Origin of the sequence: Bradyrhizobium campsiandrae (assembly GCF_014529705.1) — a bacterium.
GTDB lineage: Bacteria > Pseudomonadota > Alphaproteobacteria > Rhizobiales > Xanthobacteraceae > Bradyrhizobium > Bradyrhizobium campsiandrae.
On record NZ_JAANIH010000028.1, the window covers coordinates 35,043 to 46,656 of the forward strand.

Consider the following 11,614-nt stretch of genomic DNA (forward strand, 5'->3'; position numbering starts at 1 on the left):
GGTGCTTACATTGAAATGTCGCGCTTGTAGGTCTCAGGGCCGAGATACAGCGACAAGGCGGCGATCAGCGACTGCGCGGCGATAATCAAAATCACCGGCCAGGGCTTACCATCCGTTGTCAGGATGAGAGCGCTTGCGATCAACGGCATAAACCCACCGAGAATGATGCCCGCGCTTTGATAACCGATCGAGATTCCGCTGTAGCGCATCCGCGCGGGAAACAACTCGGCATAGTACGACGCAAGGGTCGAATACACCGGCGCGTGGCCGAAGATCATCATGATCGACAAGCCGAAAGCCAGCATTGACGCCTTGCCGCTGTCGACCATCGCAAACATCGGCCAGGCCCAAACCGCCATGAAAATCGCACCTCCGATAAAAACGGCTCGGCGGCCTAGAGAATCCGACAAGCGGCCAAAGAAGGGAATCGTTATGACATTCGCGAACGTTCCGATCATCAGACAGATCAAAGACTGCGAGCGTGGAATGTGCGCCTGGTCGGCTGCGTAGGCGAGCAGAAAGACGGTTAGAAGGTAGAAATTTCCGCCATCGGCAAAGCGAGCGAAGATTGCATGAAACAGCTCGCGCGGATGCTCGCGGACCACCGACATCAGCGGGTTCTTCGTCTCTCGCGTCAGCTGATGAATCCGCTTGAACGAGGGCGTCTCCGACACGCGCAAACGAATGTACATGCCAACCGCCGCAAGAAGCAGGCTGATCAGAAAGGGAATTCGCCAACCCCAGGTCAGAAAGTCAGCCTCGCTCACGAAGAACGACACGAGCGAAAACGATGCCGTCCCGAGGAGAATTCCGGCGGACGGTCCAACTTGGGGAAACGATCCCCAATAGCCGCGCCGGCCAGCCGGAGCAAATTCGACGGCCATCAAGACGGCCCCTCCCCATTCTCCGCCGACGGCCATGCCCTGGAGTATCCGAAGAAGCAAAAGCAATATCGGCGCAAGCGCACCAGCTTGGGCATAGGTAGGCAAGCAGCCGATCAACGTCGTCGCGAGGCTCATAGTCATCAACGTCAAAACCAGAGTCGATTTGCGCCCGATCTTGTCGCCATAATAGCCCGCGATCAGGCCGCCGAACGGACGAGCGATGAATCCGGCAGCGAACGTTCCGAACGTTGCGACCGTCGCTACCATCGGATCAGCCTTTGGAAAGAACAGATGGCCGAAGATCAGCGCGGCAGCCGTGCCGTAGAGAGCGTAGTCGTACCACTCAATGACGCTGCCAATTACGCTCGCCGTGAGGATCCGCCCTTTCCCAACTTGGGCACTAGGCTCCTCAATTGTGAGCGCTTCCGGCGTGACGAGCAGACTTTCACCTGCCATTTCGACCTCCCTTGACGCATTTCCTCGATTTATATTGGTCTGGTTGCGCCCGCCTGGATCAGCGTTTTCCTTGCGCGGCGGGATAGGTGTAGACAAATATTTTTGACTCGGCAAGCGCGATTTGCGACATTGTGTGCGACAATGTGCGTGCTAAGGGTTCCGGAGCGGCGCGCCGGCCGCAGCACTTATCTCCAGCGGAACGAAGCCATGTCGGTCGTTGATTCATGTATCTGCCTGAAATTGCGGATGATCGCCCGCACGACGGCGGTGCTTTACGATGCTGCCTTGCAACCCACCGGGCTGAATGCAGCTCAATTCTCAGCGCTGCGAAATATCTACCGGTTCGTGCCGTTGGGAGTCTCTCAACTGGCGGAGGTCATGCTTCTCGAGCGGACCACCCTGACACGCAACCTGCAGCTTCTCGCCAGCAAATCCCTTGTCGAATTGCAGGTGTCTGAGGTCGACCAGCGTATCCAAATTCCTGCGCTCACAGACGCGGGAATAGAAACGTTGAAGGCTGCCGTTCCGAAGTGGCGGCTGGCGCAACGACGCCTTTTGGGAGGTTTGGGTACCGCAGGTTGGAACGAAATCCTTGCGACGCTCAGGGCTGCCGCTGCGCTGAACGAACAGGCTCCGCGCAGGCTCTACGTCATGTCACATGACGCCGAGGGCTTCGATGAGACAGACGGCACATCGGATTCAATCGACTTCCAGCGATGCGCGAATAGTACGCTTCGCGGCGCAGCGCGTTACGTCACGAGAGAATACGATGCAATTTTGCGCCCAGAAGCAATCAAATCGACGCAATTCCACGTTCTTGCAGCAGTAGCTGAGAATCGCAACGTACGTGTTCAAGACATCGCCACTCTGTTGGCTTTAGATCAGGCCTCTGCAACGTTGGCCATCAACGGGCTGAAGCGCCTCAAATGGATCGAAAAAGCTAAAAAGCCCTCGGTCGGGCTGTCGCTTACCGCGGCCGGTCTGAGAACCTTCGAAGCGGCAACCCCGCTGTGGCTGAAAGCTCAAAGGTCGCGTATGCCGGACGCAGCGCTTTCGAAATGGAACGGCATTCTCGACAAGGCTCTAATGGCAGCCCTGAAAGCCAAAGCACTTTGAAGGCTGCCACACATCTCTTATTCGGCGGCGGTCGCAATTGCAGGCTTGCCGTAATCGCGGCCCCGGAGGCCTGATTGCACGAAGCTTGTTTTGGGAAATTCGCGGATCGCTACGTGGATGTAAGGCATAGGAGAGCCGATCGACTCATGCGTGATCTGCGTGATCGCATCAGCGAGCCGTTCTTTCTGGTCGTCGGATAGGCCTTCCTGAATGTCGCAGCAAATGTAGGGCATGTTGGCTCTCCCTGAGGCTCCAAAGCTAGTTTAAGATTGTTTGCGTTTGCGGGCCCGCGCTTCGAATTCGGCTGCTCCTGCGAGATCTTCGCCATTCGGACCGGCCTGATAGTCCGGAAGCACTACACCACCCTCGAGCAGATCTTGGCCAGGCTGCTCCCGAAAAATCACGAGTATATTGTCGATATCGAGACCCGTGATCTCATGAACGGCTCGCGTGAGCTTTTCGCCCATGATGCGCTTCTGGTCCGGCGTTCTGCCTCTACGGATGTCACACTGGATAACTGCCACGGAGCGTCTCCCTTCACCTTTTGCGCGGGCAGTATATTGGTCTACACCTTTCTTGTCAACGAGACCTGTAGTTCGTCCCGGCAATGTCGGATAGTTCCGCGGAGCGACACTCCGCGGGGATAGCCGGAAGGGCAGGCCGTACACGTTGGGCCCACGCTCCACTCGACGCGACATGACCCATTCAGGGGTCTTGTTCGAGCGCATCATCCTCAAGCCGGTTTGCCTCTGCCTTGCGAGGCGTAGCTCGCGTCGAAGGCTGCGTCGAACTAATATGGCTCCTGCTGGAACGGCCGAAACCTTTCCCTAACAGCCACCGAGGTCAAAGCGCAGCGTCAGATCATCTCCTGATCATTGATTCCACCGGGCTCCATCGATCTGCAGGTCTCTGGGAAGGGCTACGAATCCTTCCACCGTGACACGAGACCGAGATCGATATCGTAGAGATCAAGAACACGCCCGATCGTCTGATCGATCATCTCTTCAATATCTGCAGGTTTCGTATAGAGCGCCGGGACGGGCGGATAGATGATGGCGCCCAGCTCCGAGAGGGTCGTCATGGTCCTGAGGTGACCGGTATGAAGCGGCGCCTCGCGGACGAGCAAGGTCAGTCGTCGGCGCTCCTTCAGCACGACGTCTGCGGCACGGGACAACAGCGAGGAGGTAACGCCGGTCGCAATCTCGGACATCGTTCGGACCGAACAGGGCGCGATGATCATGCCTTGGGTACGGAAAGAACCGGACGAAATCGGCGCCGCAACGTCGTCGAACTTGTACCAGCGGTCCGAAAGTGCTCGAACTTCCGATACCTTGATAGGACCTTCATGCGCCATGGCGATCTCTCCAGCTCGCGAAACCACGAGGTGAGTTTCAACTGGGGTTTGCCGCAGCAATTGCAGGAGGCGGACACCGTAAGCAATGCCCGATGCTCCGGTTATTCCGACGATCAACCGCGCCTTGTCCGACATGTGCTCTCCTTTGCTCTGAAATGCTCTGGTCGCGGTCCTCTGTCAACGGAGCGAGCTTGCGGAATGGGGCGCAACGCGCTTTGTGATAGCTGTTTCCGGAAACGATTATTGGCGCGACGGCGCGACCACGTATTTAGCATAGCGAATGCCATTCGATCCGAGCTCGTCGAGCATCGACGCCGACCGCCTATGGACCGACCTGATGGCGCTTGCCGCCATCACGGAGCCGGATCGTCCCTGGACTCGCCGCTCATTCACGCCTCGTTTTGCCGAAGGGCGAAAATGGCTCAGCGAGCTGTTCACGCGGTCGGGCCTGACGCGCCGGATGGATGCTGGCGGCAACCTCATCGGCCGGCTCGAAGGACGTCGACCACTGCCACCGATCATGCTCGGATCACATACCGACACCGTTCCGTCGGGAGGTCGGTTTGACGGCGCCGCCGGTGTCATTTCAGCGGTCGAGGTTGCACGCGCGGTGGTACGATCCGGGCGCCCCCTCGACCACCCGTTGGAGATTGTGGACTTCTTGGCCGAGGAGCCGAGCGACTACGGCTTATCTTGTATTGGCAGTCGAGCCATGGTGGGGGCGTTGAGCCAAGACATGCTTTCTCGCACGAACGCCGGTGGCGAGAGCCTCTTCAACGCCATCGCGAGGGCAGGAGGTGCTCCCGGCACCCTGGGGCAGACCGAACCGCCAAAGATAGCGGCCTATCTGGAGCTTCATATCGAGCAAGGCCGCGTTCTTGAAAATGCCCACATTGAACTCGGCATCGTGAGCGGCATAGTCGGGATCGTGCGGGTCGAACTGCTGTTTCGCGGGTCGGCGGACCACGCCGGCGGCACACCGATGAAATTGCGCCGCGACGCCGCGGTCGCAGCCGCAGAAGTGATTTCCTGGGCCTCCAGGCAAGGGACGCTGCAAGCAGAGCGCGCGCGCGGTCACTTCGTGGCGACCACGGGGATGATCGAGATCTCGCCGAACGCCGCAAACGTCGTGCCCGGACAGGCACGGCTGGTCCTGGACATACGCGCCGAGGATAGCCAGGAGATCGAGGCCTTCATCAAGCTGCTCGATCGGCACAGTCTGGAGGCGGCTCACCGCGTCGGCGTTGAACGCGAGCGCCTTGAGATCATCTCGCGAACCGCCCCGACCCCGTGCGACCCAGAGCTTCGAGCCGCACTGGCTCGCAGCGCTTCGAGGCTCGGCTATAGCACGACCGAATTGGCGTCAGGAGCCGGTCACGACGCCGCGTTCATTGCACGTATCGGGCGCTCGGCTATGCTGTTCATTCCTTGCCTAGAAGGCAAGAGTCACAGCCCCGATGAGTGGGCGGATCCCGGCGCGTTGGCGATGGGCACTGCCACTCTTTACGATGCGGTCAGATCACTCGATACTTCGGACCGCCTTCGAACGAAGGAAAAATAGAGCGACAGTCAATGACCGATCAAAGCATGCGTGGATATTTATCGCAGCTCGCGACATCGGGAGCTCTTCATCGTGTGAAGCGCCGAACCGATCCGAAGTTTGAGATCGGCGCCGTTTTGGCGCTTAAGGATCGAGGACCCGCGATCCTGTTCGAAGAAACCGGCTCATTACCGGTCGTCGGCAATCTCCTGGTCTCGCGCGCGAGATTCGCTCTAGGACTGAACGTCGAGCCGGACAGGCTCGATGATCTCTGCATCCGCGCGCTGTCCCACCCAGTCAAGCCCGTGATAACCGGCTCGGGGCCCGTGCAAGAGGTCGTCCAATCCGGCGATATCGACCTGAAGGCTTCCCTGCCCGTTCCGACTTGGTTCGAACGCGAGACAGCCCCCTACATCACCGCCGGCGTGATCATCGCAAAAGATCCCGAGACCGGTCGCCGCAACGTATCGATTGCGCGACTTCGGCTCGAGGGCGGCGGCAGGATCATGGCCGGCATCGCGAAGAATCACCATCTCAATCTTCTGGCGGAAAAGGCCAAAGCCCTCGGCAAGCGGCTTCCCATCGCTGTCGCCATCGGGAACCACCCGGCCGTCCTCCTTGGGTCCCAGCTCTATCTCGGTCTCGGCGATGACGAATTCGACAATATCGGCGGCATGCTCGGCGAGCCGCTCAGACTAGTCAAATGCAAGACCGTGGATCTGGAGGTCCCCGCTGAGGCAGAGATCGTTCTAGAAGGCGAACTCTATCCTGACGAGCAGATCGAAGAAGGTCCGGTATCGGAATTCCATGGCTTCTACGTCAGTTACGGCGCCGGAATGGGCGGCTGCATTGCCTGCATCACCCGACGGCAAGACGCCATTTACCAGGCGGTTCTCCCTGGATATGCGAGCGAGCACTGTTTGCTCGGCGGCATCGCGATCGGCGCCACGCTGCGGCAGGCCCTGCAGCGCATGATTCCAGCTGTACGGCGCGTTCTCATCACCGAGGGCGGCATGGGCCGACTGCACGCGATCATCTCCATGCATAAGCCGCGGCTTGGCGAAGGCAAACGGGCCGCCATGCTGGCCATGGGTCAGGTCAACCTGCTGAAGCTCGTCACCGTCGTCGACGATGACATCGACATCGAGAATCCGCGCGAGGTGGAATGGGCTCTCGCTGCGCGCTTCCGTGGGCACGAGGACCTGATGGTGGTTGAGGGGGTCAAAGCCGATCGTTGCGATCCCGTCCATGAGGATCTCACCGTGACCAAGATCGCCATGATCGCCACGACGCATCCTGGTGACGGTGAGCCCCTGAGCCGGTCCGAATTCGTCAGCGCCCCCCGCGACGTTCTGGCCCGTGTCGCTGCGGAACTTGATCAATACTGACCTCGCACAACTAGCAAGCGGAGCCGCGATCGCTTGGCTGACTCCGGCCTTCGTCGGTTCATCGTGGTCGCCCTGGTCGGTGGCGCAGCCGAGATGGCGGTTGCATTTTCCGCGGCTCGCCGGAACAGGCTCGATATGAGCGTTAGCATCGCATTGGGCAGCGCGTCACAGATCGCCCTGTCGTCGCGCCTGTGCTGGTGCTGCTCAGCTACGTCGCCGGGCGAAGCCGATGGCTTTGCAATTCTGGTCGGCACGGTCACCAAGGTGATGATTGCCACCGTTGTCGCATGCATCGTGACCAATGGCGGACGGTCGGCCTGGTTCGTCGATCCGCTCCTGCTGTGCATCTATGCAATTTTCGCGATGACGCTCTACGTGGTGCCGCCCGGCTCCCATGGTCCGGTGTAGGGCGAGAGTACCTGGGCCGGTGAGACTGGTGCTTCATGTTGAGGTGCGCTCGGTTTCGCGCTCGTATGGATAGTGCACCCCGGATACCATGCCCCGCGCATGGCTGGTGGTAAGCCTGTCGGCATTGCGCAGCTGCAAGGGCGGCTGCTATGGTTGCAGCAGTCACACTGGGTACCCCGATGCTGAGGTCCTTTGAAAAGCTCTGCCGGACAGCAAATGCCGATCTTTTAATCGCCGCTGACAGCGAGCATGCCGCAGTGGTCGGAGGCAACGATTACGCCATGCCTTGGCATTGGCATGATTGCCTGATGTTCATCTTGCCAAGCCGTGGAGCGATCGAGCTCAAGCACGAGGGCCAACGCGAAGGTACCTGGCTTTCGCAAGACCGGTTTGCCGTCGTACCGGCCGATCGGGCTCACGCGACCCAGGCCGGCCTCGGCTCGCATAGCCATGTGGCCATGTACGTCACGCATCCCGCCATCCAGAGGCTCGACAAGGAAATCGGCTCCTTGAAGGAATTTCGGCGACGCACGCAGGCAACCGCGCTGTTTCGCCGGACCTCCAGGCTGCGCGCCCTGCAGGAGCTTTCAGGCCGGGTCGAGGCAAGCGGTTATGGCAACGCCGGGGTTCGCCGGGGCCTGTCGTCGGCCCTGCTAATTCAGTGCATTGCCGAGGTCATGGCGGGCGAGGCCGTATCAGGCGCCTCGCATCGCGAGCACGCGGTGGCGCTGGTCGACGACCTAAAGGATTACCTCACGCAGCACATCGACCAGAACATTCCGCTGAATGCGCTGGAAGCGCGCTTCGGCGTCTCGCGGCGACATATGACCCGGCTGTTCCGCGAGCTAACCGGCTCGTCCATCGGCGAATTTCAGCAGAAAGTCCGCCTTGAAGCCGCTTGCGAACTGCTGAACACGACCGACCTTCCGATAGGCGAAATCGCCTTTCGCGTCGGTTTCGACAGCGGCGCGGCACTTGCCCACGCCATGCGCCGGGAAAGCGGGCGGTCGCCGAGCGAGATCCGCAAGCGCGCGGCCCGTTCGATCAAAAATTAAGGCCCGCTCGACCGCGCGGCCGTCGCGCTATGGTCATACCCTCCATCCCGTGAATTCTGCGTGACGGTTCAAGAGCGGCCGCGCCGCCGGACCTTGGTCCGGCGCCGAGACAATTCCGCTCGAATCGCGCGCAACTCGATGAGGCTCCCTCACGCGCTTGATCATCTCGATGCGGCGTCGATGTGCCATGCATGTCGACGGCCGGAGCGATATGCGGGTGCGCATGAGGCAACAGGGACTGCGCGATCAAGGTGACGGCCAATTCGGAACGAGACGTTCGATTTGTCAGCGTGTTTGCCGCGGGGCCTGACGGCGGCAATCCCGCCCCGATCGTCATCGATGCGGCCGGCATGTCGGACGCCGAGATGCAGCGCGTCGCGCAGGTGTATGGCCATGAGAGCGGCTTCGTCCTGCCGCCGCCCCAAGGTTCGGGCTGCGATTTCGAATTTCGCTTCTTTGTGCCCAACCATGAAATGTCGATGTGCGGCCATGCAACGGTAGGCGCGGTATGGCTGCTCGCAAAGCTCGGCAAGCTGCGAGGCGACCGCGTCTCGATCTGGACCAGGAGCGGCCAGGTCGAAGCTCGTGTCGAGACGTTCTCCAGACAAGACATTCTGGTGGAAGTGTCGCAGCCCGAAGGTCGCGTCGAGCTGCTGCCGAACGCGCCCGGAATCGAGGCCGACATTCTCGACGTTCTCGGAATTGACGCCGGTGATCTCGCGACGCTCCCGATTCAGAATGCGCGCACGAGCCGGGTAAAGACCCTCGTCCCGCTGAAGAGCGTGTCGATCCTCGACGGCTTGAAGCCGGATTTCGGCCGGATCGAGCAGCTCTGCGCACGGATCGATTCCACAGGACTTTATCCCTACGCCATGTCCGATCGGATTGCGCAAATCGTCGATGCCCGACAATTTCCGAGTTCTTCCGGCTATCCCGAAGATGCCGCGACTGGCATTGCAGCGGCCGCCTTGTCGTTCGGTCTGCTGGAGAACGGGCTCGTCGAACCGTCCGTGCGCCCTATCACGATCCGTCAGGGGCGCGCGATGAAGCGTCCTTCCGAAATCTCGGTCCGCTTCAATCTAGAAGGCGGGCGAGCCAATGGCTGCTGGCTCGGTGGAATTGTGCGGCCGACTGATTGCGAAAAGATCCTGTGAGGCAGGCGACAACCGTGGAGGCAGAAATGAAACGTCGAGACTTTATCAAGCTTGGATTGATCGCGGCGCCCGCGCTATCGCTGTCGTATCGGGCAAGATCCGAGGAGGCCGAGCTCGTCGTCGGCTCCAACGTCGGCAGCCCTCCCTTCGCGTTCAAGGAGGGGGACCATTATTCCGGCTTCGACATCGAGGTCTGGGCTGAGGTCGCCAAAGGTCTCAATCGCAAATGGCGCGTGCAGCCGATGGAGTTCGGTGCGCTGATCCCCGCTTTGCAGACCCGCAACATCGATGCGATTGTCTCGCAATTGTTCATCAAGCCCGAACGCCAGAAGGTGATTGACTTCTCCGATCCCTATTATCTGAGCGGGCTCATCGCCGTCACGGGCACAAACAATACTGATATAAGGACGCCCGACGATCTCGCGGGAAAAACCATCGGCACCGAAACCGGAACCATCGCCGTCGAATTCATCAAAGAACACATTAAGGGCGCGACGGTCGCGCAATTGCCGACAATTAACAATGCCTTGCTTGCGCTCGAAGCGGGCCGCACGGACGCGGTGATCTACGACATGCCGGCGTTGATGTATTACGCCAACAACGCCGGCAAGGGAAAAGTCAGGGTAATCCGTCCGCCGCTCGAAGGCCGCGATGTCGGGATCGGCTTCCAGAAGGGCAGTCCGCTGGTGGCGACCGCGAATACCACGCTAACCGCCATGAAGGCCGACGGGCGGCTGAAGTCGCTGCGCGAGAAATGGTTCGGCACCGAGCCTGCGTAAGTTTCACCAGACGGATGGCGAATGAGTGCTGTCTGCAGCGCTCTTTTGCCGGCATCTGCAACCTCGCCGTCGAACCTGATTAGACCCATGAACTTCGACTGGACTGCAGCCACCGCGGCTCTGCCGGACCTGCTGCAAGGCCTTGAGCTCACCATCTTCATCGCGGTCGCCGGCCTGATCGGCGGCACCGTCCTCGGCGTCCTCACGGCCGTCGCGCTCAATTACGGTGGCTGGCTGTTGCAGGCCCCGGCGCAGGCCTACGTCGCCTTGATCCGTGGCACGCCGATCGTGGTGCAGGTGATGTTCATCTATTTTGCGCTGCCGATCATGCTGGGCATTCGGCTGAGCGCGACGAGCGCGGCGATCATCACGCTGATCGTGAACTCGGGGGCCTACACGGCCGAGATCGTGCGCGGCGCGCTCGACAGCGTTCCGGCAGGCTTGCGGGAGGCGGGGCTCGCTATGGGGCTCGGCTTCAGGAAGGTGCTGACCTATGTCATCGCGCCGATTGCGTTCCGCCGCGCGCTCCCAGCGATGGGCAATCAGGTCGTCGCCGTGGTGAAGGATACCTCGATCTTCCTGGTGATCGGGGTTGGCGAGCTAACCCGTCGCGGCCAAGAGATCATGTCGCAGAATTTCCGCGCCGTGGAGATCTGGACTGCGGTGGCGCTGATCTACCTAATCCTGATCAGCATGCTCACAATCAGCCTCCGCTTTGTCGAACGGAAATCGCGCCTGCCATGAGCATGATCGAATTCAAGCAGACGACGAAGCGGTTTGGCTCTCATCTCGTCCTGCATCCGCTCGAACTCGCTATCGGGAGTGGTGAGGTTGCGGTGGTGGTCGGACCTTCGGGCTCCGGTAAATCGACCATGCTTCGTTGCATCAACGTGCTGGAAACCATCAGCGACGGCGACCTCCGCGTCGACAATATCAGCGTGCGAGGATCCTCGCGCGATATCAGGCGCATCCGACTCGAAGCCGGCATGGTTTTCCAGCAGTTCAACCTGTTCCCGCATTTGACTGCGCTGGAGAACGTGATGTTCGGTCCCATCCGCGCGCGGGGCCGCTCCAGGGCCGAGGCGTGCGAGATCGCGGCGGCCTTGCTGGAGAAGGTCGGGCTTGCCGAGCGCATGAGCCATTACCCTTCGCAGCTTTCGGGTGGCCAGCAGCAGCGTGTGGCGATAGCTCGCGCGCTCGCTGTCGAGCCCAAATTGATGTTGTTCGACGAGCCGACGTCAGCTCTGGATCCCGAGCTGCGACAGGAAGTGCTCAAAGTTATGCAGACGCTGGCGGTGGAGGGGATGACCATGGTCGTCGTGACTCATGAGATGAGCTTTGCCCGACGCGTCGGCTCGCGGCTGCTGTTTCTCGACAAGGGCCACCTCGTTCACGACGGCAATCCAGTCGAATTGTTGTCTGCGCCACCGAGCGATCGGTTTCGTGACTTCCTGCAACACGTCCACTGATGGCGCGTCAG

The 11,614-nt window shown here is 60.5% G+C and carries 13 protein-coding genes; 9 read left to right on the top strand and 4 right to left on the bottom strand.

The features are described from left to right. Positions 1 to 5: 5 nt before the first annotated feature. The gene (locus tag G8O24_RS21265; protein WP_244645934.1) at positions 6 to 1,340 is read right to left on the bottom strand and encodes an MFS transporter; all 1,335 of its coding nucleotides are present in this window, start codon (positions 1,338 to 1,340) and stop codon (positions 6 to 8) included. A 207-nt stretch (positions 1,341 to 1,547) separates the two neighbouring features. Here G8O24_RS21265 and G8O24_RS21270 point away from each other — a divergent pair, with 207 nt between their 5' ends. Further along, positions 1,548 to 2,456, top strand: coding sequence for a MarR family winged helix-turn-helix transcriptional regulator (locus tag G8O24_RS21270; protein WP_188102709.1), 909 nt, complete (start codon positions 1,548 to 1,550; stop codon positions 2,454 to 2,456). Positions 2,457 to 2,473: 17 nt separating this feature from the next. Here G8O24_RS21270 and G8O24_RS21275 read toward each other — a convergent pair whose 3' ends face one another. The 3 genes from G8O24_RS21275 to G8O24_RS21285 form a co-directional block, all read right to left on the bottom strand. Beyond that, a complete protein-coding gene (locus G8O24_RS21275; protein WP_188102711.1) occupies positions 2,474 to 2,689 on the bottom strand; it encodes a tautomerase family protein in 216 nt (71 codons plus the stop codon). 30 nt (positions 2,690 to 2,719) lie between these two features. Continuing rightward, a complete protein-coding gene (locus G8O24_RS45635) occupies positions 2,720 to 2,980 on the bottom strand; it encodes a tautomerase family protein (protein ID WP_188102714.1) in 261 nt (86 codons plus the stop codon). Between the two features lie 395 nt (positions 2,981 to 3,375). Then, positions 3,376 to 3,945, bottom strand: coding sequence for a UbiX family flavin prenyltransferase (locus tag G8O24_RS21285; protein ID WP_188102715.1), 570 nt, complete (start codon positions 3,943 to 3,945; stop codon positions 3,376 to 3,378). A gap of 145 nt (positions 3,946 to 4,090) precedes the next feature. On the opposite strand from G8O24_RS21285, the gene ertE reads away from it, so the two are divergent. The 8 genes from ertE to glnQ all read left to right on the top strand — a co-directional run bounded on the left by ertE (position 4,091) and on the right by glnQ (position 11,603). Next, positions 4,091 to 5,371, top strand: coding sequence for an N-carbamyl-l-glutamate amidohydrolase ErtE (gene ertE, locus G8O24_RS21290; RefSeq protein WP_188102717.1), 1,281 nt, complete (start codon positions 4,091 to 4,093; stop codon positions 5,369 to 5,371). Positions 5,372 to 5,382: 11 nt separating this feature from the next. Beyond that, complete coding sequence (locus G8O24_RS21295; RefSeq protein ID WP_188102719.1) at positions 5,383 to 6,738, top strand: UbiD family decarboxylase; 1,356 nt, start codon at positions 5,383 to 5,385, stop codon at positions 6,736 to 6,738. 33 nt (positions 6,739 to 6,771) lie between these two features. Then, positions 6,772 to 7,146, top strand: coding sequence for a calcium:cation antiporter family protein (locus tag G8O24_RS21300; RefSeq protein WP_368736609.1), 375 nt, complete (start codon positions 6,772 to 6,774; stop codon positions 7,144 to 7,146). Between the two features lie 149 nt (positions 7,147 to 7,295). Continuing rightward, the gene (locus G8O24_RS21305) at positions 7,296 to 8,201 is read left to right on the top strand and encodes a helix-turn-helix domain-containing protein (RefSeq protein WP_188102721.1); all 906 of its coding nucleotides are present in this window, start codon (positions 7,296 to 7,298) and stop codon (positions 8,199 to 8,201) included. Between the two features lie 251 nt (positions 8,202 to 8,452). After that, a complete protein-coding gene (locus G8O24_RS21310; RefSeq protein WP_188102723.1) occupies positions 8,453 to 9,355 on the top strand; it encodes a PhzF family phenazine biosynthesis protein in 903 nt (300 codons plus the stop codon). A gap of 26 nt (positions 9,356 to 9,381) precedes the next feature. After that, positions 9,382 to 10,134, top strand: coding sequence for a transporter substrate-binding domain-containing protein (locus G8O24_RS21315; protein ID WP_188102724.1), 753 nt, complete (start codon positions 9,382 to 9,384; stop codon positions 10,132 to 10,134). 87 nt (positions 10,135 to 10,221) lie between these two features. Next, on the top strand, positions 10,222 to 10,878 hold the full coding sequence (glnP, locus tag G8O24_RS21320; RefSeq protein ID WP_188102727.1) for a glutamine ABC transporter permease GlnP: 657 nt from the start codon (positions 10,222 to 10,224) through the stop codon (positions 10,876 to 10,878). Further along, positions 10,875 to 11,603: a glutamine ABC transporter ATP-binding protein GlnQ gene (gene glnQ, locus G8O24_RS21325; protein WP_283815574.1), complete on the top strand. Its 729-nt coding sequence runs from the start codon at positions 10,875 to 10,877 to the stop codon at positions 11,601 to 11,603. Before glnP ends, glnQ begins: the two co-directional genes overlap by 4 nt. Positions 11,604 to 11,614: the final 11 nt, after the last annotated feature.